Here is a 23,022-nt window from a genome sequence, read left to right as displayed (position 1 = left end):
CCAGACAGGATGCCAGTGCGGGCGCAGCACTCGGCAGTCAGTGGCCGCTCCTCCGGGGCGGCCGGTGATCGCAACAGTAGACAGTAGAAGGGTTCCGCGGTGTACGCGATCGTTCGTTGCGGCGGCAGGCAGCAGAAGGTCTCCGTCGGTGACGTCCTCGAGGTGGACAAGGTCGCCGGCGAGGTCGGTTCTTCGGTTTCGCTGCCGACGGTGCTCGTCGTCAACGACGGCGATGTGACCACGGAGGCGGGCAGGTTCACGGTCAGCGCCGAGATCCTCGGCGAGACCAAGGGCCCGAAGATCCGCATTCTCAAGTACAAGAACAAGACCGGTTACAAGAAGCGCCAGGGTCACCGCCAGCGGTACACCCAGGTGAAGATCACCGGTATCGACCAGGCCTGATCGGGAGTTTGAGAGATGGCACACAAGAAGGGCGCGTCGTCCACCCGGAACGGCCGTGACTCGAACGCCCAGCGCCTGGGCGTCAAGCGCTTCGGCGGCCAGCTGGTCAACGCGGGCGAGATCATCGTCCGTCAGCGTGGCACGCACTTCCACCCCGGCGACAACGTCGGCCGCGGTGGCGATGACACGCTGTTCGCGCTGGCCGCGGGCCACGTGCAGTTCGGCGTCAAGCGCGGCCGTCGCGCCGTGAGCATCGTCCCGGTCGCGGAGTAATCTGCCGCCACAGGGCGTTACACGAGGGGTGGATCTATGTTGATCCACCCCTTTGTCATGTTTTTGGGGTTTTGTGCGGCTCGCCGGGCCGGGAGGTGGCGCGCCGCGTCCTCGTCCGTACGGCTGTAGCAGGAATGTGGCCCTCGGGCGAGGGTGGAGAGAGGGGCGGAAATGCCGGACTTCGTGGACCAGGTGGTCCTGCATGTCAGGGCCGGTGACGGGGGGAACGGCTGCGCCTCCATCCATCGGGAGAAGTTCAAGCCGCTCGGCGGGCCCGACGGCGGCAACGGCGGGCGCGGGGGTGACGTGATCCTGGAGGTCGATCCCAACACCGCCACGCTGCTCGACTACCACCGGCGGCCGCACCGCAAGGCCGACAACGGCAAGCAGGGCCAGGGGTCCAACCGCGACGGCGCCAACGGCGGCGACGTCATCCTGCCCGTCCCCAACGGGACCGTGGTCAAGGACGCCGACACCGGGGAGGTGCTGGTCGACCTCATGGGAGCCGGCACCCGGTACGTGATCGCCCAGGGCGGGCACGGCGGGCTCGGGAACGCGGCGCTGGCCACCACCAAGCGCAAGGCCCCCGGCTTCGCGCTGCTGGGCGAGCCGGGCGACGGGCTCGACATCATGCTGGAGTTGAAGAGCGTCGCCGACGTGGCGCTGGTCGGGTTCCCGAGCGCGGGCAAATCCTCGCTGATCGCCGCGCTCAGCGCCGCCCGTCCGAAGATCGCCGACTATCCGTTCACCACGCTGATCCCCAACCTGGGCGTGGTGACGGCGGGCGAGACCGTGTTCACCGTCGCCGACGTGCCCGGTCTGATCCCGGGGGCCTCGCAGGGCAAGGGGCTGGGGCACGAGTTCCTGCGCCACGTGGAGCGGTGCGACATGCTGGTCCACGTCATCGACTGCGCCACCATGGAGCCCGGACGCGACCCGATCACCGACTTCGAGGTGATCGAGGCGGAGCTGGAGGCGTACGGGAAGCTCGACGGGCGTCCCCGCATGGTGGTGCTGAACAAGGCCGACGTCCCCGACGCGCGTGAGCTGGCCGACCTGGTCAGGTCCGAGTTCGAGGAGCGGGGGCTGCGCGTCTTCACGATCTCCGCCGCCACCCATGACGGGCTGCGGGAGCTGACCTTCGCCATGGGCGAGTGGGTGGCCGCCGCAAGGGCCAACAGGCCGGTGGAGGAGCCGACGCGGCTGGTCATCAGGCCGAAGCAGCTCGGCGAGGCCGGGTTCACCGTCCGCAAGGTCAACGAGAACCTGTTCCAGGTCACCGGTGAGAAGCCGGAGCGGTGGATCAGGCAGACCGACTTCACCAATGACGAGGCCGTGGGGTTCCTGGCCGACAGGCTGGAGCGGCTCGGCGTGGAGGAGCAGCTGGCCAAGGCCGGCGCCACCGCCGGGGCCGAGGTCGTCATCGGGCCGATGGAGGGCGGGTACATCTTCGACTGGCAGCCCACGCTGAACGCCGAGTCCGTCCGTTCCGGGCCGCGCGGCACCGACAACAGGCTCGGCTAGGCGCAGGACCGCCGTCCGGGTCTGAGAGGGTCGCCTCGGGAAAAGCGGTCGATATCGTGCGGCCGACCTCGGATAGGCTTCCCATGTGCGGGAACGGATCAGCTCTGCGTCGAAGGTCGTCGTCAAGGTCGGCTCGTCGTCGCTCACGACCCCCCAGGGAACGATCGACGTCGACCGGGTCGACGCGCTCGTGGACGTGCTCGCGGCACGCCGGCGCGCCGGGTCGCAGATCATCCTGGTGTCGTCGGGGGCGATCGCGGCGGGCCTCGGCCCGCTCGGGCTGCCGGCGCGACCGCGCGACCTCGCCACCCAGCAGGCGGCGGCGTCCGTCGGCCAGGGCGTGCTGGTGGCCCGCTACACGTCCTCTTTCGCCCGGTACGGCGTGCGCGTCGGGCAGGTGCTGCTGACCGCCGACGACATGATGCGCCGCGCCCACCACGCCAACGCCCAGCGCACCCTCAACCGGCTGCTCGAGCTGGGCATCACGCCGATCGTCAACGAGAACGACACCGTCGCCACCGACGAGATCCGCTTCGGCGACAACGACCGGCTGGCGGCGCTGGTGGCCCACCTCGTCCACGCCGACGCGCTGGTGCTGCTGTCGGACGTGGACGCGCTCTACGACGGGCCGCCGAGCCGCGCCGGGTCCAAGCGGCTGGGCGAGATCCGGGGGCCGGAAGACCTGGTCGGGGTCGAGCTGGGCAGGAACGGGGCCGCCGTCGGCACCGGCGGGATGGTCACCAAGGTGCAGGCCGCCCGGATCGCCACCGGGGCGGGAGTGCCGGTGGTGCTGACCGCCGCCGCGCACGCCGCTCAGGCCCTGGCGGGAGCCGACGTCGGCACCTACTTCCATCCGGGTGGGCGGCATCCCGGCACCCGGCTGCTGTGGCTGGCCCACGCGACCACCGGGCGCGGCCGCCTGCACCTCGACGACGGCGCGGTCGAGGCGATCGTGACCCGCCGCAAGTCGCTGCTGCCGGCCGGGGTGACCTCGGTCGAGGGAGACTTCGCGGCGGGCGATCCGGTGGACCTGTGCGAGCCGCGCGGCCTGGTGGTGGCCCGGGGGCTGGTCAACTTCGACGCGGGGGAGATTCCCGAGCTGCTCGGACGGTCCACGCGGGAACTGGGCAGCACACTGGGCCCGGAATACGAGCGCGAGCTGATTCACCGCGACGACATCGTCATACTGGAAGCCCACAACTGAGACCGCCTCGCCTTGCGAGGCGTTGACGAGGAGCGTGTGATGTCCGAGGAGTTCCTGAAAGTGGCCGGGGCGGCACGGGAGGCTGCCGCTGAGCTGGCTCCGCTGCCTCGGGCGCCGAAGGACCGGGCATTGCGCGCGGTCGCCGACGCTCTGGTGGCCCGCGCGGGCGAGATCGTCGCGGCCAACGCCGAGGATGTCGAGCGGGCCAGGGAGCAGGGCACGTCCGAGGCGATGATCGACCGGCTGCGGCTGGACGAGGCGCGGATCGCCGCCATCGCGGAGGCCGTGCGGCAGGTGGCCGACCTGCCCGACCCTGTCGGGGAGGTGGTGCGCGGCAGCACCTTGCCCAACGGGCTGGAGCTGCGGCAGCTGCGGGTGCCGCTCGGCGTGATCGGGATCATCTACGAGGGGCGGCCGAACGTGACCGTCGACGCGGCGGCGCTCTGCCTCAAGAGCGGCAACGCGGTGCTGCTCAGGGGGTCCTCCAGCGCGTACGCGTCCAACACGGCGCTGGTGCGGATCATGCAGGAGGCGCTCGACGGCACCGAGGTGCCGTCCGGGGCCGTGCAGCTGGTGCCGGGCCTGACCCGCGACTCCGTCAAGGAGCTCATGCGCGCCCGCGGGCTGGTGGACGTGCTGATCCCGCGCGGCGGCGCGTCCCTGATCAACTCGGTGGTCGAGGAGTCGACCGTGCCGGTGATCGAGACGGGCGTCGGCAACTGCCACGTGTACGTCGACGCCGACGCCGACGTGGATCTGGCGGTGGAGATCCTGGTCAACGCCAAGGCGCAGCGGCCGTCGGTGTGCAACGCGGCCGAGACGTTCCTGGTCCACGCCGGCATCGCGGCCGAGTTCGTGCCCAAGGCCCTCGCCGCGCTCGGGGAGGCCGGGGTGACCGTTCACGGTGATGCCGAGATCGCCCGGTTCGGCGAGGTCGTGCCCGTCACCGAGGACGACTTCTACGCCGAATACCTGTCGCTCGACATCGCCGCCGCGGTGGTCGGCTCGCTGGAGGAGGCGGTGGCGCACATCAGGCGGTACGGCTCAGGCCACACCGACGCCATCGTCACCCGCTCCCAGGGGGCGGCCCGCAGGTTCGTGTCGCTGGTCGACTCGGCGGCGGTGGCGGTGAACGCGTCCACCAGGTTCACCGACGGCGGTGAGTTCGGGTTCGGCGCGGAGATCGGCATCTCCACCCAGAAGCTCCACGCGCGCGGCCCGATGGGCCTGCCCGAGCTGACGTCCACCAAATGGGTGTACACAGGGGAGGGGCACCTGCGCACGCCGGAGGGCACGGTCATCGCTCGGTCAGGGAGCTGACCGGATCGGGCGCGGGTCGGCGTGTCGGGTGTCTGGTGACGCGGTCGCTGGTTTGACTGGGAGGCATGGAGATCGTCCTCGCTCTCGCCTCCTCGGTCGCCGTGCTGTTCGGGGCCGACCGGCTGATGCTCTGGCTGGAGAGTCGTGGCCACGTCAACTGGCGCAGGAAGGGCCGCAAGGACCTGTCGGAGGAGCCGACGACCGGGATCGACGGCATGCTGCAGGGGTAAAGCTTCGGCGCGTCGCAGGCGTTCTCCCCTGTCCCGGCGCTAGGGTTGTTTCCCCTATGGGCGCGCCGGGCGGGGAGGGTTGGTGAGCAAGCTCGGCAAGGTCGGGCCTTACACCCTGGTCGAGCGGCTCGGCCGGGGCGGCATGGGCGAGGTCTACCTCGCCAGTGCCCGCCGAGGCGAGAGAGTCGCGCTCAAGGTCCTGCACAACCTGTCGGAGGACGATTCCTCCCGGATAAGGCTCGAACGCGAAGTTCGCGCGCTGCGCCGGGTCGAGAGCCCGTACGTGGCCAAGGTGCTCGACGCCGACCTCGACTGTGCCCGTCCCTACCTGGTCATGGACCACATCGACGGCGCCAACCTGCTCGACCGCGTCCGGCAGGACGGCCCGCTGAACGTCGCCCAGCTGGTCGAGCTGGCGCAGGGCCTGGCGACCGCGCTGGCGATCATTCACGCGGCCGGGGTGGTCCACCGCGACCTCAAGCCCGCCAACGTCATCATGGGAGCCGAGGGGCCCGTCCTCATCGACTTCGGCATCGCGCAGGTGCTCGACGCCACCCGGCTCACCATGACCGGCACCTTCCTCGGCACCCCCGGCTACACCGCTCCCGAGATCTTCGCCGACGAGGAGGTCAACTCGCCCGCCGACGTGCACGCCTGGGGGGCGACGGTGGCGTTCGCCGCGACCGGGCGTCCCACGTTCGGGCGGGGCACGGCCGAGGCGCAGATGTACGCGGTGCTGAACGGGCAGGCCGACCTGAAGGGCGTGCCGGTGGCGCTGCTGCCGCTGGTGCGGGCCGCGCTCAACCGGGAGCCGGGCAAGCGGCCGACCGCGGCGCTGCTCGCCGACCGGCTGTCGCGGCTGGCCAAGGCCACCAGCCCGCCCGATGCCGACGCCCCGGCCAAGAGCGCCCGAGCCGGCGACGAACGCGGCCGCGCCGCCACCGCCGACGACGCGTCGCGTCCAGGTGCGGGGGAGGAGGCCAAGCGGACGGGCGAGGAGGCGAAACCCGCCGCGCCACGGGCGCGCACGAGCACGGACGGATCGGCCGCCACGCCGCGATCCAGGACGAGCGCGGACGGATCGGCTGCCACGCCCCGAGCCCGGACAGGCACGGACGGATCGGCCGCCACGCCGCGCAGCAGGACGGGCACGGACGGAGGGGCCGCCGCCGCACGGGCCCGCACGAACGCGGACGGCAAGGTCCCCGCGCCCCGGAGCCGGACGAGCCCGGACGGGAAGGTCACCGGGCCTCGCAAGATCGCATCCACGCGGAGCCGCGCGGAAGGTAAGACCCCCACGCCGCGGGCCCGCGGCAGCGCCGAGGTGGCGGGGTCCCGGAGCCGGACCACGGGCAAGGCGCGGACAGCCGCGAACCGGTCGGACGCGAGCACCACCACGCTGCCGGCGGGCAACGCGGCCCTGCTGATGCTCGCCGTGCTGGCGGTGCCGTGCGTGGTGGCGTCGGTGATCTGGCCGATCGCGACGATCGGCATCACCGCCGCGTTCGTGGTGCTCACCAGGACGGTCTGGATGAGCCACTGGATGGTCAAGAACCGCACGTCGCGCCGGATGCGGGTGTTCCTGCGGGTGCTGCTGTTCCCGGGCGCGCTGTCGGGCGCGGCCCTGACCGGTGTGGTCTGGCCGGGCGTGCCCGTCGCGGTGGCGGCGGCCGGGGCGCTCTGGCTCACCGGCGGCGGCCAGATCAGTTCCGACTGGTGGCAGCAGCCCGCGCCGGTCACGGCCGCGGGCGTGGTGTTCGGCATGCTGTGCGGCGGCATCACCGGCCGCGAGATCGAGCGGATCGGCGCCCGGCTGCCTGAGCTGCGCCGTGAAGGGCTGCGCGCGCTGGCCGTGCTGGGCGGGTTCGTCGCCCTGTGCGCGGCGGCCGTGCGCGCGATCGCCCTGCTGCTGTGAGGCTCCTGTCTAGCCGTCGCGGCGGGAGAAGCGGTTGAAGATGCGCTCGCCCGCGTTGACCGCGCCCTCCGCGACGTCGCGCAGCACGCCGATGAACGGGTCCTGCGACTGCGACCACGACGTGCGGTACGACTCGGCCGCCGCCTTGATCTCCTCGGTCACCCTGGCGCTGGCGTCGTCCTCGCGGCGCGGGTAGTCGCCGCCCAGGATGCGGTCGTACTCACCGCTGCGCTGCCACTTGTCGAGCTCGGCCACGCGCACCACGGCGAACGGGTGGGTGGTGCCGAGCAGGTTGAGCACCTTGAGGAAGCCGTCGCGCAGGTCGCCCGCGGTGTCGTACTCCTGGTACTGCTCCAGGAACGCCTCGATGTTCATCTCATGCGTGTAGTCGCCGCCGGCGAGCTTCATCAGCGCGCGCTTGGCCGCCTCAGGGTCCTGGCTGGTGAGCAGGCCGCCGCGGTCGGAGGAGAGCTCGGACTTGCGGTACCACTCCTCCAGGCCGGCGACGATCGCGCGCAGGCCGATGTAGCCGAGCGGGATCCAGGCAACGCGGGAGGCGAGGCGGGTGAGGATGTCGAGCATCGTGCGGTAGACCGCGTGGCCCGACAGGATGTGCGACGTCTCGTGGCCGATGACGAAGCGCTGCTCCTCCTCGTTCATGAGGTTGAGCAGGCCGGTGGTCACCACGATGAACGGGTCGTCGAAGCCGATCGCCTTGGCGTTGACCTGCGGGTCCTGCTGGACGTAGATCTCGGGAACCCGGTGCAGGTCGAGCGTGTAGGCGGCGTCGCGGCCCATGTCGTAGAGAGAGCGGAACTGGGTCTCGCTCACGCGCACGGCCGAGGCCAGGTACATCAGGCGCAGGCGGCGCTCGCTGATGAGACCGGACATCTGCTTGAGAACCGTGTCGAACCCACTCAACTTACGCAGAGCGACCAGGGCGGACCGGTCTGCGGGGTGTTCGTAGGCACGGGACGAGATGCCGGGCAGTTGGACGCGGTTGCGGTCCGGGGTGGTCGTCATGCCCGGCATGCTACGTCCGCAACGGGAGTGATGCGCGGTCATCACCCAGGGGGGTGCCGTCATGTTGTGAGATGGCATCCGCGTAAGGTCCGTTTCATGATGAATGCGCCCAGTGTCCGGGGAAAGCGGCGTGTGGGCGTGATGGGCGGGACGTTTGATCCCATCCACCACGGTCACCTGGTCGCCGCCAGCGAGGTGGCACACCACTTCGACCTCGACGAGGTCGTCTTCGTGCCGACCGGACGCCCGTACCAGAAGGCCGAGCGCGAGGTGTCGGCCGCCGAGGACCGCTACCTGATGACGGTGATCGCCACCGCGTCGAACCCGCGCTTCTCCGTCAGCCGCGTGGACGTCGACCGCCCGGGGCCGACCTTCACCATCGACACGTTGCGGGACATCGCGGAGATCTACGGGCCGGACGCCGACCTCTACTTCATCACCGGAGCCGACGCCCTGGGGGCCATTCTCACCTGGCAGGACGTCGACGAGCTGTTCGAGCTGGCCCACTTCGTCGGCTGCACCCGCCCCGGGCACACCCTGCACGACCCCGGTCTGCCCGAGGGAAAGGTGACCCTGTTGGAGATCCCGGCGCTGGCGATCTCGTCCTCGGAGTGCAGGCAGCGCGTGGCGAAGGGCGAGCCCATCTGGTACCTCGTACCGGACGGAATCGTGCAATACATCAACAAAAGGGGTCTTTACCACGCCGAGGGCTGAATGCGTCGTCGTGCCGGACGTGGGGCGTCGGACCCCCAACGGGTACCCTCAACATAAGGCATGTTGCCGACACAGGAGGACCGACCCGCATCGTGACCGCATCCGACAGAGCCGTCCAGCTCGTCCAGATCGCCGCCGAGGCCGCGGCCGACAAGCTGGCCGACGACATCCTCGCCTACGACGTCAGCGAGCAGCTCGTCATCACCGACGCCTTCCTGCTCTGCTCCGCCACGAACGACCGCCAGGTCCGCGCCATCGTCGATGAGATCGAAGACCGGCTGCGCACCGAGGCCGACGCCAAGCCCGTGCGACGCGAGGGCGAGCGCGAAGGCCGCTGGGTGCTGCTCGACTACATCGACATCGTCGTGCACGTCCAGCACGAGGAGGACCGCACCTTCTACGCCCTGGAGCGGCTGTGGAAGGACTGCCCGGCCATCACGCTGCCCGAAAGCGTGGTGCAGGCGAACATCCAGCGGGCCCGCGCGTGAGCAAGCGGATCGTCTGCCTGCGTCACGGGCAGACGCTGTGGAATGTAGAACACCGCTTCCAGGGGCACTCCGACATCCCCCTCGACGAGACCGGGCACGCCCAAGCCGCCAGGGCGGCCTCGCTGCTCGCGTCGCTGCGCCCCACCCTCATCGTCTCCTCGGACCTGCAACGGGCCAACGACACCGCGCTCGCGCTCGGCCGCATCGTCGGCCTCGACGTCGCCGTCGACAAACAGTTCCGCGAACGCGGCGGCGGCCAGTGGGAAGGCCTGACGCGCGACGAGATCGCCGCGCGCTGGCCCGACGAGTACATGGCCTGGGAAGCCCCCGACGGCGAGCCGGTGACCGACGTCGCCGGACGCGTCGCCGCCGCCCTGCGGCGCTGGGCCGCCAAACTCGGCGACGACGGCCTGCTGGTCGTCGCCTCCCACGGGGCCGCGCTGCGGCTCGGCATCTGCGAGCTGCTCGGGCTGCCCGAACAGCTGTGGTCCGCCCTCGGCGGGCTCGGCAACTGCTCGTGGTCGGTGCTGGAGGAAGGACGCAAGGGCTGGCGCCTGCTCGAACACAACGCCGGCACGCTGCCGGAACCGATCAGCAGCGACGACAGCCCCGACGCGGAAGGCCTCACAGCCTGAGCGGCTCCCACCGCACAGGCTGTGGCCCGGCTGCTCCCGCAGGCCCGCCAGCGGTTCTGGTGGCGCAGGCGGGACGGACGAGACGCGATTAGGCGAATCGTGCGGATGGCTATATGCTCTCCGAGCGCCGCAAGGAGTGTGCTTCAAGCGGTGACCAGGGGCTATGGCGCAGTTGGTAGCGCGCCTCCATGGCATGGAGGAGGTCTGGGGTTCGAATCCCCATAGCTCCACTCGGTTGACTGGGGACCCATGGTCGCAAGCCCTGGCGGGCTTGCTCCCTCGGGTCCCCTCGTCGTTTAAACGGGGGGATAACCCCCCGAGCCCCCCAGCGTCGGGCCGATGGGCCTCGCTGCGCTCGGGCTGATTCCTTTTTTTGGCGCCTTTGGCGCAGTGCGTGGGCTTCGCCGGGGGCGCTTCGCGCGTTGTCGGCTCAGGCTGATTCTTCCAGTCGGGCCGGGGCCCGACTCCTGTAGGGCCTCGCTTCGCTCGGGCGTTTTTCTTTTGCCTGCGGGTTGTTGGGGTTCGTATGTCAGGTGACTGCTGCCTCGCATGGGCCCGAGCGGTGTGCCGCCTGATGGCGTCTTGTCAGGCCAACTACGCGCGGGACGCCGCGATCACGGTGGCGCTGGGGCGTGGCTGTTGGGACGCGTGCTCGCCGCCGGCTCCGATGCTCGGCAGGTCGTCGGGGCCGGGCGCTGGAACGAGATCACCCGGCCGCTCGGACAGCAGGCGCTCTTGTTTTATCGTTTTTCGATGCTACGCTGATCCTTAGGGTTCATCGAAAAACGATATGGGGTGATCGTGGTGGATGCCGCGTCGAGTCAGCCGGGTGCGGAGGTTCTGCGGAGTAGCCGGTGGTTCGGGAGGCTGGATGCGCTGCTTCAGGCCGCCCTGGCCGTCGGTGTGCTGGGGCTTGTGGCGGGGGTGGTCACGAGCATCCTGATGGTGCTGCCGGGCAGTCGCGACTTCGGGATCGAGGGGTTGTGGCCGGAGGGGGCCAAGGTGTCGCTCGACGGGGTGCTCACCCGCGGAACAGAGGTCGTCCAGACGAAGGTCCACGTCAGCCTGTACAACGCCGGGCAGGCGCCCGCGATCGCGGTGCTCTTCCTGCTCACCTGGGTGCCTGGCGCGCTCACCGCGCTGCTGGTCTGCTTCTCGCTGCGCCGGATCACCGGGCACTGCCGGTTCAGCGACCGCGCGCTGTTCTCTCTGGTCACGATCTCCCAGCTGCGCAGGATCGGCGCGGTTCTCGTCATCGGGTCGCTGGTGTCCTTCGTGCTGGACGCCGGCGCCAAGGGCGTGGCGACCCGGATGATGATGAATGATGGGTACGTGTTGCCCAGCCTGGGTGACCTGCCGGTGCTCGCCGTGTGCGCAGGGGTGGGGGTGTTCGCCGTGGCCGAGGTGATCCGGCGGGGGATGGTCATGTTCGACGAGCTCGAAGGCACGATCTGAATGCCGCCGGGCGAGTCGGGCGGCCGCATCGAGATCCGCCTCGACCAGTTGCTCGCCGAACGGGGTATGACCCTGACCGAGCTCTCGTACCGGGTTGAGGTGACGATCGCCAACCTTTCCATTTTGAAGACCGGCAAGGGCAAGGCCATCAGGTTCTCCACGTTGATCAGGCTGTGCGAGGTCCTCGACTGCCAGCCTGGAGACCTGCTCCGCTACGTGCCCGAGAGGTCCGGGTAGCGGTCGATACCGGGGAGCGGCGGTGCGGGGTTCGCGGGTACGGCGCGGTCATGGGCCGAGGCCGTGGTCGGCGGCGTAACGGGTGGCCTCCACCCGATTGCGGACGTGGATCTTGGCGAACGCGTTGTTGATGTGCGTCTTGACCGTGGCCGCGCCGATGAACAGGACGCCGGCGATCTCCTGGTTGCTCAGCCCGCGGGCGATCAGGCCGAGCACCTCGGCCTCGCGGGCGGTCAGGCCGTCCGGCAGGGTGATCGGCGGGCGCGGGGGAAGGTGGTCGAGGGCCGCCACCAGACGGTCGGAGACCTTGGGGTCGAAGGTGGACTGGCCGGCGGCGGCCGAACGGAGTGCCGCCGCCATCTCGGCGCGTCCGGCGTCCTTGGTGAGGTAGCCGCGGGCGCCCGCGCGCAGGGCTTGGACGATCGACTCGTCGTCGGTGTAGGTGGTCAGGACCACGACGGCGGTGCCCGGATGGTCGCGGACGATCCGGCGGGTGGCCTCGACGCCGTCCATCACGGGCATGCGCAGGTCCATCAGGACGACGTCCGCCGGGCGGGCGGCGAGCAGGTCGAGCGCCTGCCGGCCGTCGCCGGCGGTGCCCAGGACCTCCACATCGCCGAGCATGCCGAGCAGCGCCGCCAGCCCTTCGCGCATCAGTTGCTGGTCGTCCACCACGACCACCGTGATCACTCAGGCACCTCCGCCGTCACCTGCCACTGCCCGCCGTCCTGTTCGGAGGTCAGTGTCCCACCGGCCAGCGCGAGGCGTTCCCGCATTCCGGCCAGGCCGAATCCGGGAGACTCCGTGGGGACGCCGCCGCCGGTGAGCGGGTTGGCCACGCGCAGCCGCACCCGGTCGCCGGTGAAGTCCAGCGTCATGGAGACGGGCTCGCCCGGCGCGTGCTTGGCCGCGTTCGTGAGCGCCTCCCGCGCGGTCCCGAGCAGCGAGACGGCCGCCGCCGACGACAGCGGGCGCGGCGTGCCGGACGGGTCGAAGCGCACGGCGGAGCGGTGGTCGCGCCGGTGGGCCTCGGCCAGCGCGGCGAGGGCGTCGGTCAGGGCGGGGATGTCCTGGCGCAGCGCCGCGACCGCGTTGCGGGCCTCGGCCAGGCCCTCGGTGGCCAGCCTGCGCGCACGCCTGACAGTGACCAGCGCGGTGGGCACGTCGGCGCGCTCCTCCAGCACCGCCTCCGCCAGCTCCAGCTGGACGCCCAGCGCGCCGAGCGAGTGCGCCAGCACGTCGTGGATCTCGCGGGCGATCCTGGTGCGCTCGTCGAGCGCCGCCGCGCGGGCGTGCTCGGCCTGCGCGCGGCGGGTCTGTTCGAGCAGCAGTTCCGCGTGCCGCCGCTGGACGACGTGCTGGCGGTGGTTGATCCCGATGAGCGTGAGCGCCAGCAGCAGCGCCGCCTGCCCGAGCGCGTCGGCGGCCGAAGCGCCGTAGAGGGGCCAGGTCAGGACGGACAGCGCCATCGCCGCCACGCCCGTCGCCATGATCGCGGCCACGGATGGCACCGCGAGCGCCGCGAACCGGCCCAGGACGACCGAGGTCAGGATGATCGCGGAGCCGTCCCCGGCGAGTCCGAGCGCCGCCGCCGACAGCAGCGCGCCCATGGCCAGGCAGGCGGCCGCCGGACCCGGACGGCGCCTGTCGAGGGCCACGAACGCCAGCCAGCACCCGGCGGCGGCGCTGTACAGGGCCCAGACCGGCGCGGCGTCCTCCCGCGCGGTGAGCAGGGTGACGGCGATGAACACCGTGCCGAACACCTGCACGACGAGCCAGCCGGGCGCGATGGTGTCAGGCAGCGCCCGTCTGGTCAGCGGCCGTCCTGTCGGCATCCGTCTTCTCACAGGTCGATTCCACCAGGCGCCGCAGCCGTCAGTGGATGCGGGTGATGAGCTCGATGAGGATCAGCCGGTACGCGATGAACCCCACCACCACGACGGCGCCGATCGCCGCCACCGCGATCCAGGTCTTGCCGCTCATCTTTCCTCCCCGGTTCGATTCCATGATCTTGTCTGCTGCGTGCCTGATCAGATCGTGTCTGTTCACGCAGGCAACGCTAGGAACCGGGACGGGTGGAGCGGCACCGCCAGATGGTGGAGACGGGGGTGGAGACGCCGGCGCGGGGGTCCACCGGCCGGAGTCCATGTCTAGCGCACGCGAAGGAAAGTTTCTAGAGGGAGTCCACCAGAGAAACTTTCTTCCCCGAACTTATTGACCTGACCGTAAACAGGAGGGAAAGCTGTGCCAGGAGAGACCTGCGAAAGGACCCCGATGGTCACAGTCCGCGCGTTCGTCTCAGGTGATGAGAGCTCCCTGGTTGACGCATGGAATCGGAGCATGCCAGGCGATCCCACGACCTCCGGATGGCTACGCGACTGCGTGCTGCTCGACCCGAACTTCGACCCCGAGGGTCTCCGCGTCGCCGTGGTGGACCAGCGGGTGGTGGGCTGCGCCTACGCCGTGCGCAGGCTGACGCCGCTCGCCCCCGGAACCGATCTGGAGCCGGAGACGGGCTGGATCCCGTTCTTCTTCGTGGCGCCGGAACACCGGGGCGGCGGGCTGGGGCGGCGGCTGGTCGGCGAGGCGCTGGCCTTCCTGGAGGAGCAGGGCAGGACGCGGATCGACTTCGCCTCCTACACGCCCAACTACGTGCTGCCGGGCGCCGACCAGGAGCTGTATCCCGACGCGTTCCGGCTGCTCGGCGCGCTGGGGTTCGGCACGCTCTACTCGCCGGTCGCGATGGACCGCACGCTGGTCGGCTACGCGACTCCGGACGACGTCCACGACCTGCGCGCCAAGCGCGAGAGCGAGGGCTACGTCTTCCGCAGCCCCGAGGACGGCGAGCTGCCCGAGCTCATCCGCTACGCCGCGGACGTCTTCAACCCCGACTGGGGTGAGGCGATCAGGCACCACCGCGACCCCAAGCGCATGATCATCGCGAAGAAGGAGCGGATAGCCGGATTCGCCCTGTACGGCGCCTACCGCGGGATCCCCGAGCGGTTCGGGCCGTTCGGCGTCGATCCGGAGCTGCGCGGCACCGGGCTCGGCAAGATCCTGCTGCATCTGACCATGACCAGGATGCGGGCGGAGGGCCTGCACTCGTCCTGGTTCCTCTGGACCGGCGAGACCAGCCCGGCGGGCCACCTCTACACCCGGGCGGGCTACGAGATCACCAGGCGGTTCCACGTGATGAGGCGGTCCAGTGAGCGAGTCTGACCAGAGCACGACGCATGTCCTGGCCATCGGCGCCCACGCGGGCGACCTCGACCTGACGGCGGGCGCGGTGCTCGCCCAGCACGTCCTGCGCGGCGACCGCGCCACGCTCCTGCACCTGACGCTCGGCGAACGCGGTCACCCCCGCATGTCGGTCGCCGACTACGCGAAGCAGAAACGCGACGAGGCGGAGACGTTCGCCGACAGGATCGGCGCGGGCGTCCGCTTCCTCGACTACGAGGACGGCCTGCTGCCCGAGGACGAGGACGTCAAGATGCGCGTCGGCGACCTGATCAGGGAGCTGCGGCCGGACGTCATCCTGACCCACTGGAGCGCCTCCATCCACAAGGACCACGCCCGCACCCACCGGATCGTGGAGGACGCCCGCTTCTACGGCGGGCTGAAGACGCTCGAACGCGACCTGCCCGCCTACTGGGCGGGCGAGCTGTACTACGCGGACAACTGGGAGGACGCCGAGGGCTACACGCCCGACGTCTTCGTCGACCTGAGCGAGGAGGCCTACGAGGTCTGGTCGCAGGCGATCACGGGGTACGCGTACGCCAGAGGAGAGACCTACGGCTTCCCGTACGTCGACTACTACCGCGCACTCACGATCGTGCGCGGCGCTCCCGCCGGATTCCGCCGAGCGCAGGCCTTCGCCGCCCCGAAGGGCTCGCGGAACCTCCGGACGAGCTACTTCGGAAAGGCAACCCCCCAATGAGACGAACTCTGGTGGCCGTCACGGCCCTGACCCTCGCGATCGCGGGCTGCTCCAGCTCCGGTTCCGCCGGCAAGACCGGCTCGAACGCGCCGCCGCTGGTCATCCACGCCGTGGACGCGGGCACGTTCCAGGAGGACTTCAACCCGTTCCACCTCGAAGGCGTGAACTTCGGGACGAGCGGGATGATCTACGAGACGCTCGAGTTCTTCAACAAGCTCAAGCCGGGCGAGATCACGCCGTGGCTGGCGCTCAAGCATGAGTGGTCCAACGACGGCAAGTCCCTCACCTTCACCCTGCGCCAGGGCGTGAAGTGGACCGACGGCCAGCCGTTCACCGCCGACGACGTGGCCTTCACCTTCGACCTGCTGCTGAAGCACCCGGAGCTGAACAAGAGCGCGCTGGAGATCGCCGGCACCAAGGTCCTCGCGCCCGACAAGGTGCAGATCGACTTCAAGAGCACGTCCTACGCCAAGCTGTTCAACATCGCGGGCAGCTCGCCGATCGTGGCCAAGCACATCTGGGAGAAGGAGCAGGACCCGGTCACCTTCACCAACCCCAAGCCGGTCGGCACCGGGCCGTACAAGCTGTCGAAGTTCAGCGCGCAGCTCTACGAGATGGAGAAGAACCCGAACTACTGGCAGCCGGGCAAGCCCGAGGTGCCGAAGCTGAAGTTCCCCGCCTACACCGCCAACGCGGTGCAGACGGCGCTTCAGCAGGGCGAGCTCGACTGGGCCGGCGCCTTCGTGCCCGACATGCAGAAGATCTACGTCCAGGGCAAGCCGGACCAGAACAAGTTCTTCTTCCCGCCTGAGGGCGTGGTCAACCTGCTGCCCAACCTGACCAACCCCATCCTGGCCAAGCCCGAGGTACGGCAGGCGATCAGCCTGGCCATCGACCGGGACAAGATCGTGCAGGTGGCCGAGCGCGGCTACACCAAGGTGGCGCACCCGACGACGGTGCCGATGCCCGGCGGCGAGTCCTACCTGCCGCCCGAGTACAAGGACGCCGCCTTCAAGGTGGACGTGGAGAAGGCCAAGGAGCTGCTCAAGGGCGTCGACCCGGCCAAGCTGAGCTTCACCCTGCTGGTGCCCTCGCCGTTCACCGACTGGGTCAACGTCGCCCAGCTCATCAGGGAGGACCTGGCCAAGGTCGGCATCAAGATCGAGACTCGCGGTGTGGCGTTCGCCGACTGGGTGTCCAAGGTCGGCAAGGGCGACTACGACCTGTCGATCAGGTCGACCCAGGCCGGGCCCACGCCGTACTTCCAGATGCGCTCGTTGCTCTACAGCGGGCTGGCCACGCCGGTCGGCAAGTCCGCGACCGGCAACTACGAGCGGTGGAAGGACGCCGAGACCGACAAGCTCATCGACGCGTACGCGGCCACCGACGACCTCGCCAAGCAGCAGGAGGCCACCCAGGGGCTCGGCAAGATCATGGTGGAGAAGCTGCCGGCGGTGCCGCTGTTCTACAGCCCCTCGTGGGCGCAGTTCCGCACCACCAAGTACGTCGGCTGGCCGTCGGAGCAGGACCCGTACGCGATGCCGTCGCCGTACACCTCGCCTGACGCGGCCGTGGTCCTGCTGCACCTGAAGCCGGCGGCCAAGTGAGGTTTCTGGCCAGGCGGCTCGGCTTCTACATCCTGACAGCCTGGGCCGCCGTCACGCTCAACTTCCTGGTCCCCCGGCTCATGCCGGGGGACCCGGTGGACCTGCTGGTCGCCCGGATGAAGGGCAACGTGGACCCCGCCGCCATCGACGCGATGAAGCGGGCGTTCGGGATCAGCGACGCGAACCTGTGGCAGCAGTATCTCGACTACCTGTCCAACCTGGCGCACGGGGAGCTGGGCAGGTCGATCACGTTCTTCCCGACCGAGGTGTCCACGGTCATCGCCGGCAGCCTGCCATGGACGGTCGGCCTGGTCGGGGTCGCGACGCTGATCAGCTACCTGGTGGGCACCTCGCTCGGCGTGCTCATGGCGTGGAAGCGCGGCACCTGGCTCGACGGGGTGCTGCCCGCCGCCACGTTCCTGCACGCGGTGCCGTACTTCTGGGTGGCGCTGGCGCTGACGTTCGTCTTCGGCGTGACGCTGAAGTGGTTCCCGGCCAGCAGTGCCTACAGCCTGGAGGTCGAGCCGGGCCTCACCGGCGAGTTCGCCGGGAGCGTGGCCTACCACGCGGTGCTGCCCGCGGTCACGATCGTGCTCGCCTCGATGGCGGACCGGATCCTCGGCATGCGCAACGTCATGGTGACCACGCTCGGCGAGGACTACGTGGTGATGGCCGAGGCCAAGGGCCTGACCAGCCGCCGGGTCATGTGGGCGTACGCGGCGCGGAACGCGATCCTGCCGAACATCACCAGCTTCGCGCTGTCGCTCGGCTTCGTCGTGGGCGGCTCGGTGCTGACGGAGATCGTCTTCTCCTATCCGGGAATCGGCTCGATGCTCCTCAAAGGGGTGGAGAACGAGGACTTCCCGCTCATGCAGGGCATCTTCCTCGTCATCTCGCTGGCCGTGCTCGTCGCGAACTTCCTGGCCGACCTCGCGTACGTGGTGCTCGACCCCAGAACCAGGCAGGAGGGCCAATGAAGATCAAGATCGGGGCGGGCATCCTCGTCTTCTTCATCCTGATGGCCCTGCTCGGGCCGCTGCTCATCGGCACCGACCCGGCGGCCACCAGCAACGACGGCCTCCAGGGGCCGTCGGCCGAGCACTGGCTCGGCACCACCCAGACGGGCCAGGACATCCTCGTCCAGGTCGTCTACGGCGCCCGGATCTCGATGGGCGTCGGCCTGCTGTCGGCGATGATCGCCACCGTCCTCGCCGTCGCCGTCGGCCTGGTCGGCGGCTACTTCGGCGGCGCGATCGACGAGACGCTGTCGGTGCTCACCAACATCTTCCTGGTGTTGCCCGCGCTGCCGCTCATCATCGTGCTGGCGGGCTACCTGCCCCAGCGCGGCGTCGCCTCGGTGGCGGTGGTGATCGCCGTCACCGGCTGGGCGTGGGGCGCGCGCGTGCTGCGCGCCCAGACCCTGTCGGTACGGCGGCGCGACTTCGTCGAAGCCGCCAAGGCCAGCGGCGAGCGGCCGTTCAGGATCGTCTTCTTCGAGATCCTTCCCGTGCTGCTGCCCGTCATCGCCACCAGCTTCCTGGCCACCGTGGTCGGCGCGATCCTGGCCGAGGCCGGGCTGTCGTTCCTCGGCCTGGCCGACCTGTCGACCGTGAGCTGGGGGACCATGCTCTACTTCGCGCAGACCGGCCAGGCGCTGCTGATCGGCGCGTGGTGGTGGTTCATCCCGCCCGGTCTGTGCATCGCGCTGGTCGGCACCGGGCTCGCGCTGGTCAACTTCGGCATCGACGAGCTGGCCAACCCGCGGCTGCGCACGATCAGGGCACCGCGCAAGCGCAAGGCGGAGGGGACGGCGTGAACATCCTCGAGATCCACGGCCTCAGCGTGGACTACCAGTCGAACTCGGGCGCCGTCCACGCGGTCTCCGATGTCTCGCTCGACCTGCGCCGCGGCGAGATCCTCGGCCTGGCGGGCGAGAGCGGCAGCGGCAAGTCGACGCTGGCCAACGCCGTGGCCCGGCTGCTGCGCCCGCCCGCCGCGATCACGTCCGGCTCGGTCGTCTACCACCGCAGGGACGGCACGGAGGTCGACGTCCTCGGGCTGAAGCGCGAGGAGCTGCGCGCCTTCCGCTGGAAGGAGCTGGCCGTCGTCTTCCAGAGCGCCATGAACGCGCTCAACCCGGTCAGCACGGTCGGCGCGCAGATCGACGACGTGCTGCGCGTCCACGCGCCGGACCTGCCGCGCAACGCGCGCACCGAGCGGGCGGTGGAGCTGCTCCAGCGCGTCGGCATCAGCGCCGACCGGCGGCGCAGCTACCCGCACGAGCTGTCAGGCGGCATGCGGCAGCGCGCCGCGATCGCCATCGCGCTCGCGCTCAACCCCGAGATCATCATCATGGACGAGCCGACCACCGCCCTCGACGTGGTGGTCCAGCGCGACATCCTCCAGGAGATCAGGACGTTGCGGGAGGAGTACGGCTTCGCGGTCGTGTTCATCACGCACGACCTGTCGCTGCTCATGGAGATCTCGGACCGGATCGCGATCATGTACGCCGGGCGGGTGGTGGAGACCGGCTCGGCCAAGGCCCTGCACCGGGCGCCGCGGCACCCGTACACGCTGGGGCTGCTGCGGTCGTTCCCGCGGCTGCGCGGGCCGCGCGAGGAGCTGCTCGGCATCCCCGGCACCCCGCCCGACCTGCGGTCGCTTCCCCCAGGGTGCGCGTTCCACCCGCGCTGCCGGTACGCGATGGACGAGTGCGCCGTCACCCGTCCCGCGCTGCTGGAGGGGCCCGAGGGCGCGGCGGCGTGCCTGCTCAACGACGGGGCCGGTGTGGACCCCGTCCCGGCTGGAGGGCAGGAAGGGCTGTGAGCGGACAGATCGTGCTGGAGGGACGGAACCTCACCAAGCACTTCACGGCGGCGCGCGGGCCGCGCGGCAGGTTCGGCAAGCGCCCGCCGGTGCGGGCGGTCGAGGACGTGTCGCTGGCGCTGCGGGCCGGGTCGGTGACCGCGCTCGTGGGCGAGAGCGGCTGCGGCAAGAGCACGGTCGCCCGGCTGCTCGCCCAGGTGTACCCGGCCACCTCGGGAGAGGTGCTGCTGCGCGGCGAGCCCGTGCGGGCGCACCGCGGCCCGGCCTTCCGCGACTTCCGGCGGCAGGTGCAGCTGATCTTCCAGGACCCGTTCGCGTCCCTGAACCCGTTCCATCGGGTCCGCTATCACCTGGCCAGGCCGCTGCGCGTGCACGGGCACGCGCGCTCCGCGGCGCACGAGCGCGAGCTGGTCGCCGAGCTGCTCGAACGGGTCAGCCTGACCCCGGTGGACCAGTTCATGGACAAGCTGCCGCACGAGCTGTCGGGCGGGCAGCGCCAGCGCGTCGCCATCGCCCGCGCGCTCGCCGTGCAGCCGGTCGCGCTGATCGCCGACGAGCCGGTGTCCATGCTGGACGTGTCCATCCGGCTGGGCGTGCTGCGGCTGCTGGAGAAGCTGGCGGACGAGAGCGGCCTGGCGCTGCTCTACATCACGCACGACATCGCCAGCGCCCGGTACTTCGCCGAGGAGATCACGGTCATGTACGCCGGGCGGCTCATCGAGAGCGGGCCGAGCGAGCAGCTCACCCAGTCGCCGCGGCACCCGTACACGCAGCTCCTGCTGGAGTCGGCCCCCGACCCGGACCGGGTGACGCCGCCCGAGGGCAAGCGGCACGGCGAGCCGCCGAGCCTGATCGACCCGCCGGGCGGCTGCCGTTTCCACCCACGCTGCCCGGTGGCGCTGCCGGTCTGCTCCACCGAGGTGCCCGCACGCACCGAGCTGGGCGAGGGCCGCTGGACGCACTGCTGGCAGGCGGCCGAGGACGACGCGCTATCGCCCGTAGCGCCCGGCTAGCTCGGCGACGGTGGCGGCCAGGCCGTCGCGCAGCTCGGCGGGGGAGAGCACCTCCACGTCGGTGCCGAGCCGGAGGAACTCGCCCAGCGCGTGCTCGATCGACTCGATCGGGACCGTGACCCGGGTCCAGCCCTCCCCGTCGGTCGTGGCGGTGGCCCGTGCCGCCGCCACCACGCCCGGCGTCATCAGCAGCTCCAGGCGCTCCACGCCGCGCGGCGACAGCCGGACCACCGCCTCGCCCCACCGCAGCCGCTCCTCGAACTCCGCCAGGTACGCCTGCCAGTACGCCGTCAGGTCGAAGTCGCCGGGCCTGGCGAAGCGGCCGGGAAGCGGGTGCAGGTCGAGGATCTGCGACACCCGGTACGTCCGCACGTCCGTGCCGGAGCACGCCACCAGGTACCACCGTCCGGCCTTGATGACCAGCCCGTACGGCTCCAGCCGCCGCTGCACCTCCTGCGGCGCCTTCCACCGCCGGTACCTGACCTGGATCGGCCGCTCGTTCCACACGGCGTCGGCCACGGCGGGCAGATGGGTGACGGGCTCGGGGTCGCGGTACCAGGTGGGGGCGTCGAGGTGGAAGCGCTCCTGGATGCGCCCGGCCCGGTCACGCAGCTCGATCGGGAGCGCGGCCATCAGCTTGAGCTGCGCCGCCGTCACCACGGCGCCCAGCCCCAGCTCGGCCGCCGGCCCCGGCAGCCCGGCGAGGAACAGCGACTCGGCCTCGTCGGTGGTGAGCCCGGTGAGCCTGGTGCGGTAGCCGTCGAGCAGCTGGTAGCCGCCCCTCGGCCCGGCGTCGCCGTACAGCGGGATGCCGGCGGAGTGCAGCGACTCGACGTCGCGGTAGATCGTGCGCACCGAGACCTCCAGCCGCTCGGCGAGGTCCTGGGCGGTCATCCGGCCGCGGGTCTGCAGGAGCAGCAGGATCGAGACGAGACGGGAAGCGCGCATTCACTGACATTACATGTCAGTGACCACGGCCTAGGGTCCTCGCATGAACGACTTCGACTTCTACGCGGGCTCCTGGAACGTGCTCAACCGCAGGCTCGTCAAGCCGCTGTCGGGCAGCGACGCATGGGACGAGTTCCCCGCCACCAGCGTCGCCACCCGGCACTTCGACGGAGCCGCCAACTTCGACGAGATCACCTTCCACACCAAGGGGTTCTCCGGCCTGACCCTGCGCCTCTACAACCCGGCCACCGAGCAGTGGGCGATCTACTGGTCGAGCAGCGCCAGGGGAGTGCTCGACGTGCCGCCCATGATCGGCTCCTTCGACGGCGACAGGGGCGAGTTCTACGGCGAAGACCAGCACGAGGGCAGGCCGGTGCGCTGCCGATTCATCTGGACCGTCCTCGGCGAGGACGCCGCCCGCTGGGAGCAGGCGTACGCGGAGGACGGCGAGACCTGGGAGACCAACTGGACGATGGACTTCACGCGGGCGTGACGCTGTCGAGGACCTGGTCGAGGGCCTGCCGGGCGGCCTCGCTGTCGGGCGCGGCGCTGCCGTAGACGTAGGACACCGTGCCGTCGGGCGTGTGCACCGCCACGATGCGGACGTAGGCCGGGTCCTTGGTGGCGCTCCTGAACAGGACCCGGAACGAGGCCGTCGCGGCGGGCTGGCCGCCGAGCTGGAGCGCCCGGGTGCGCAGGTCGTCCCGGCTGCTCACGTCCGGCATGAGGGTGCGCGCGGTCTGCAGCGCGACGTCGTTCGCCTGGCTCTGCAGCAGCACGGAGCTCTGCGCGCCGCCGACCTCGCCCTGCTGCTGCGGGAAGGCGAGCACGACCGATCCGCCCGCGGAGATGCCGGAGGTGAACGGCTGCCTCGCGGCCTGCTTCCAGCCCCCGGGGAGGAGATAGGACACGCGGGCCGTGGTGTCGGTGATCCGCGGCGGGCCCGCGCTCGGTTTGCCGGGCGCGGCGGCGTTGCCGCGCAGCCACAGGATGGCGGCGATGGCGATCGCCGCCATCAGTAACGCCAGCCCGCCGATCGCGATCACCCACCACCAGCCGGACCTCGCCGGCCTGGCCTCGTACTGGCGCACATCGGGGAACATGTCCGGCGTGTACGGCAGGCGCCGGGTGCTCGAGGGCTGCTGCGGTTGCCGCTGCCCGGGAGGCGCGGGCCAGCGGTGCCTGATCGTCCGGTTGAGGTCCTGGTGCCCCGGCTGCTCTGGTGTCATGGTCCCCTCGGACGCGCATCAGATTGCTTTACCGAACATTGT

At 70.6% G+C, this 23,022-nt stretch carries 26 protein-coding genes and 1 tRNA gene; 21 read left to right on the top strand and 6 right to left on the bottom strand.

Annotation, left to right across the window (positions count from 1 at the left end):
- Positions 1 to 99: 99 nt before the first annotated feature.
- The 7 genes from rplU (at position 100) to ABT294_RS33175 (ending at position 6,868) form a co-directional block, all read left to right on the top strand.
- Positions 100 to 402, top strand: coding sequence for a 50S ribosomal protein L21 (gene rplU / locus ABT294_RS33205; RefSeq protein WP_270159450.1), 303 nt, complete (start codon positions 100 to 102; stop codon positions 400 to 402).
- A gap of 15 nt (positions 403 to 417) precedes the next feature.
- On the top strand, positions 418 to 675 hold the full coding sequence (gene rpmA, locus ABT294_RS33200) for a 50S ribosomal protein L27 (protein WP_012893687.1): 258 nt from the start codon (positions 418 to 420) through the stop codon (positions 673 to 675).
- A gap of 171 nt (positions 676 to 846) precedes the next feature.
- Positions 847 to 2,199 (top strand): GTPase ObgE, encoded by a 1,353-nt coding sequence (obgE, locus tag ABT294_RS33195; RefSeq protein WP_350810261.1) that lies wholly within the window; start codon positions 847 to 849, stop codon positions 2,197 to 2,199.
- 85 nt (positions 2,200 to 2,284) lie between these two features.
- Positions 2,285 to 3,403 (top strand): glutamate 5-kinase, encoded by a 1,119-nt coding sequence (proB, locus tag ABT294_RS33190; RefSeq protein WP_350810260.1) that lies wholly within the window; start codon positions 2,285 to 2,287, stop codon positions 3,401 to 3,403.
- Positions 3,404 to 3,442: 39 nt separating this feature from the next.
- A complete protein-coding gene (locus ABT294_RS33185) occupies positions 3,443 to 4,723 on the top strand; it encodes a glutamate-5-semialdehyde dehydrogenase (protein ID WP_350810259.1) in 1,281 nt (426 codons plus the stop codon).
- A gap of 65 nt (positions 4,724 to 4,788) precedes the next feature.
- The gene (locus tag ABT294_RS33180; RefSeq protein ID WP_350810258.1) at positions 4,789 to 4,953 is read left to right on the top strand and encodes a hypothetical protein; all 165 of its coding nucleotides are present in this window, start codon (positions 4,789 to 4,791) and stop codon (positions 4,951 to 4,953) included.
- A gap of 82 nt (positions 4,954 to 5,035) precedes the next feature.
- Positions 5,036 to 6,868 carry a serine/threonine-protein kinase gene (locus ABT294_RS33175; protein ID WP_350810257.1) on the top strand — a complete coding sequence of 611 codons (1,833 nt, stop codon included), beginning with the start codon at positions 5,036 to 5,038 and terminating at the stop codon, positions 6,866 to 6,868.
- Positions 6,869 to 6,877: 9 nt separating this feature from the next.
- Here ABT294_RS33175 and ABT294_RS33170 read toward each other — a convergent pair whose 3' ends face one another.
- Entirely contained in the window at positions 6,878 to 7,891 is a 1,014-nt protein-coding gene (locus ABT294_RS33170) for a M48 family metallopeptidase (protein WP_350810256.1), read from the bottom strand.
- Between the two features lie 96 nt (positions 7,892 to 7,987).
- Here ABT294_RS33170 and nadD point away from each other — a divergent pair, with 96 nt between their 5' ends.
- The 6 genes from nadD (at position 7,988) to ABT294_RS33140 (ending at position 11,420) form a co-directional block, all read left to right on the top strand.
- Positions 7,988 to 8,605, top strand: coding sequence for a nicotinate-nucleotide adenylyltransferase (gene nadD, locus ABT294_RS33165; RefSeq protein ID WP_350810255.1), 618 nt, complete (start codon positions 7,988 to 7,990; stop codon positions 8,603 to 8,605).
- A gap of 92 nt (positions 8,606 to 8,697) precedes the next feature.
- Positions 8,698 to 9,093 (top strand): ribosome silencing factor, encoded by a 396-nt coding sequence (gene rsfS, locus ABT294_RS33160; protein ID WP_350810254.1) that lies wholly within the window; start codon positions 8,698 to 8,700, stop codon positions 9,091 to 9,093.
- On the top strand, positions 9,090 to 9,728 hold the full coding sequence (locus ABT294_RS33155) for a histidine phosphatase family protein (protein WP_350810253.1): 639 nt from the start codon (positions 9,090 to 9,092) through the stop codon (positions 9,726 to 9,728). The genes rsfS and ABT294_RS33155 overlap by 4 nt, the downstream gene beginning before the upstream one ends.
- 157 nt (positions 9,729 to 9,885) lie before the next feature.
- Positions 9,886 to 9,958 (top strand) — tRNA-Ala (locus tag ABT294_RS33150).
- A 565-nt stretch (positions 9,959 to 10,523) separates the two neighbouring features.
- Positions 10,524 to 11,183 (top strand): hypothetical protein, encoded by a 660-nt coding sequence (locus ABT294_RS33145; RefSeq protein ID WP_350810252.1) that lies wholly within the window; start codon positions 10,524 to 10,526, stop codon positions 11,181 to 11,183.
- Entirely contained in the window at positions 11,184 to 11,420 is a 237-nt protein-coding gene (locus tag ABT294_RS33140; protein WP_350810251.1) for a helix-turn-helix domain-containing protein, read from the top strand.
- A 48-nt stretch (positions 11,421 to 11,468) separates the two neighbouring features.
- Here the strand turns inward: ABT294_RS33140 and ABT294_RS33135 are convergent, their stop codons facing one another.
- Genes ABT294_RS33135 through ABT294_RS33125 form a run of 3 tightly spaced genes read right to left on the bottom strand, consistent with a single transcriptional unit; the run spans position 11,469 to position 13,469 of the window.
- A complete protein-coding gene (locus ABT294_RS33135; RefSeq protein WP_350810250.1) occupies positions 11,469 to 12,110 on the bottom strand; it encodes a response regulator transcription factor in 642 nt (213 codons plus the stop codon).
- A complete protein-coding gene (locus ABT294_RS33130; protein WP_350810249.1) occupies positions 12,107 to 13,255 on the bottom strand; it encodes a sensor histidine kinase in 1,149 nt (382 codons plus the stop codon). Before ABT294_RS33130 ends, ABT294_RS33135 begins: the two co-directional genes overlap by 4 nt.
- A gap of 40 nt (positions 13,256 to 13,295) precedes the next feature.
- The gene (locus ABT294_RS33125; RefSeq protein ID WP_350810248.1) at positions 13,296 to 13,469 is read right to left on the bottom strand and encodes a hypothetical protein; all 174 of its coding nucleotides are present in this window, start codon (positions 13,467 to 13,469) and stop codon (positions 13,296 to 13,298) included.
- A gap of 291 nt (positions 13,470 to 13,760) precedes the next feature.
- Between ABT294_RS33125 and ABT294_RS33120 the strand changes: the two genes are divergently transcribed.
- From ABT294_RS33120 to ABT294_RS33090, 7 genes are read left to right on the top strand one after another with little or no spacing between them, the layout of a single operon-like run.
- Complete coding sequence (locus ABT294_RS33120; protein WP_350810247.1) at positions 13,761 to 14,639, top strand: GNAT family N-acetyltransferase; 879 nt, start codon at positions 13,761 to 13,763, stop codon at positions 14,637 to 14,639.
- Complete coding sequence (locus tag ABT294_RS33115) at positions 14,626 to 15,357, top strand: PIG-L deacetylase family protein (RefSeq protein ID WP_350810246.1); 732 nt, start codon at positions 14,626 to 14,628, stop codon at positions 15,355 to 15,357. The genes ABT294_RS33120 and ABT294_RS33115 overlap by 14 nt, the downstream gene beginning before the upstream one ends.
- On the top strand, positions 15,354 to 16,964 hold the full coding sequence (locus ABT294_RS33110) for an ABC transporter substrate-binding protein (protein ID WP_350810245.1): 1,611 nt from the start codon (positions 15,354 to 15,356) through the stop codon (positions 16,962 to 16,964). The genes ABT294_RS33115 and ABT294_RS33110 overlap by 4 nt, the downstream gene beginning before the upstream one ends.
- The gene (locus tag ABT294_RS33105; protein ID WP_350810244.1) at positions 16,961 to 17,941 is read left to right on the top strand and encodes an ABC transporter permease; all 981 of its coding nucleotides are present in this window, start codon (positions 16,961 to 16,963) and stop codon (positions 17,939 to 17,941) included. Before ABT294_RS33110 ends, ABT294_RS33105 begins: the two co-directional genes overlap by 4 nt.
- Positions 17,938 to 18,780, top strand: a complete 843-nt coding sequence (locus ABT294_RS33100; protein WP_350810243.1) for an ABC transporter permease — start codon at positions 17,938 to 17,940, stop codon at positions 18,778 to 18,780. Before ABT294_RS33105 ends, ABT294_RS33100 begins: the two co-directional genes overlap by 4 nt.
- Positions 18,777 to 19,790 (top strand): ABC transporter ATP-binding protein, encoded by a 1,014-nt coding sequence (locus tag ABT294_RS33095; RefSeq protein ID WP_350810242.1) that lies wholly within the window; start codon positions 18,777 to 18,779, stop codon positions 19,788 to 19,790. Before ABT294_RS33100 ends, ABT294_RS33095 begins: the two co-directional genes overlap by 4 nt.
- On the top strand, positions 19,787 to 20,803 hold the full coding sequence (locus ABT294_RS33090; RefSeq protein WP_350810241.1) for an ABC transporter ATP-binding protein: 1,017 nt from the start codon (positions 19,787 to 19,789) through the stop codon (positions 20,801 to 20,803). Before ABT294_RS33095 ends, ABT294_RS33090 begins: the two co-directional genes overlap by 4 nt.
- On the opposite strand, the gene ABT294_RS33085 is transcribed toward ABT294_RS33090, so the two are convergent.
- Positions 20,780 to 21,751: a helix-turn-helix transcriptional regulator gene (locus ABT294_RS33085; protein ID WP_350810240.1), complete on the bottom strand. Its 972-nt coding sequence runs from the start codon at positions 21,749 to 21,751 to the stop codon at positions 20,780 to 20,782. The genes ABT294_RS33090 and ABT294_RS33085 overlap by 24 nt on opposite strands.
- A gap of 43 nt (positions 21,752 to 21,794) precedes the next feature.
- On the opposite strand from ABT294_RS33085, the gene ABT294_RS33080 reads away from it, so the two are divergent.
- On the top strand, positions 21,795 to 22,244 hold the full coding sequence (locus ABT294_RS33080; protein WP_350810239.1) for a hypothetical protein: 450 nt from the start codon (positions 21,795 to 21,797) through the stop codon (positions 22,242 to 22,244).
- Here the strand turns inward: ABT294_RS33080 and ABT294_RS33075 are convergent.
- Complete coding sequence (locus ABT294_RS33075) at positions 22,231 to 22,980, bottom strand: hypothetical protein (protein ID WP_350810238.1); 750 nt, start codon at positions 22,978 to 22,980, stop codon at positions 22,231 to 22,233. The two genes, ABT294_RS33080 and ABT294_RS33075, sit on opposite strands and share 14 nt — an antisense overlap.
- Positions 22,981 to 23,022: the final 42 nt, after the last annotated feature.

Origin of the sequence: Nonomuraea sp. NPDC000554, from assembly GCF_040300065.1 — a bacterium.
Lineage (GTDB): Bacteria > Actinomycetota > Actinomycetes > Streptosporangiales > Streptosporangiaceae > Nonomuraea.
This window is presented reverse-complemented; position numbering and strand designations above follow the sequence as displayed.

What these genes read in the sequence shown, in the direction of transcription:
- ABT294_RS33100 (WP_350810243.1), top strand. Translation starts at nt 17,938, where the DNA reads ATGAAGATCAAGATCGGGGCGGGCATCCTCGTCTTCTTCATCCTGATG.
- ABT294_RS33180 (WP_350810258.1), top strand. Translation starts at nt 4,789, where the DNA reads ATGGAGATCGTCCTCGCTCTCGCCTCCTCGGTCGCCGTGCTGTTCGGG.
- ABT294_RS33075 (WP_350810238.1), bottom strand. Translation starts at nt 22,980, where the DNA reads ATGACACCAGAGCAGCCGGGGCACCAGGACCTCAACCGGACGATCAGG.
- ABT294_RS33085 (WP_350810240.1), bottom strand. Translation starts at nt 21,751, where the DNA reads ATGCGCGCTTCCCGTCTCGTCTCGATCCTGCTGCTCCTGCAGACCCGC.
- ABT294_RS33110 (WP_350810245.1), top strand. Translation starts at nt 15,354, where the DNA reads ATGAGACGAACTCTGGTGGCCGTCACGGCCCTGACCCTCGCGATCGCG.
- obgE (WP_350810261.1), top strand. Translation starts at nt 847, where the DNA reads ATGCCGGACTTCGTGGACCAGGTGGTCCTGCATGTCAGGGCCGGTGAC.
- ABT294_RS33120 (WP_350810247.1), top strand. Translation starts at nt 13,761, where the DNA reads ATGCCAGGCGATCCCACGACCTCCGGATGGCTACGCGACTGCGTGCTG.
- ABT294_RS33140 (WP_350810251.1), top strand. Translation starts at nt 11,184, where the DNA reads ATGCCGCCGGGCGAGTCGGGCGGCCGCATCGAGATCCGCCTCGACCAG.
- ABT294_RS33170 (WP_350810256.1), bottom strand. Translation starts at nt 7,891, where the DNA reads ATGACGACCACCCCGGACCGCAACCGCGTCCAACTGCCCGGCATCTCG.
- ABT294_RS33130 (WP_350810249.1), bottom strand. Translation starts at nt 13,255, where the DNA reads ATGCCGACAGGACGGCCGCTGACCAGACGGGCGCTGCCTGACACCATC.
- nadD (WP_350810255.1), top strand. Translation starts at nt 7,988, where the DNA reads ATGATGAATGCGCCCAGTGTCCGGGGAAAGCGGCGTGTGGGCGTGATG.
- ABT294_RS33185 (WP_350810259.1), top strand. Translation starts at nt 3,443, where the DNA reads ATGTCCGAGGAGTTCCTGAAAGTGGCCGGGGCGGCACGGGAGGCTGCC.
- rpmA (WP_012893687.1), top strand. Translation starts at nt 418, where the DNA reads ATGGCACACAAGAAGGGCGCGTCGTCCACCCGGAACGGCCGTGACTCG.
- ABT294_RS33080 (WP_350810239.1), top strand. Translation starts at nt 21,795, where the DNA reads ATGAACGACTTCGACTTCTACGCGGGCTCCTGGAACGTGCTCAACCGC.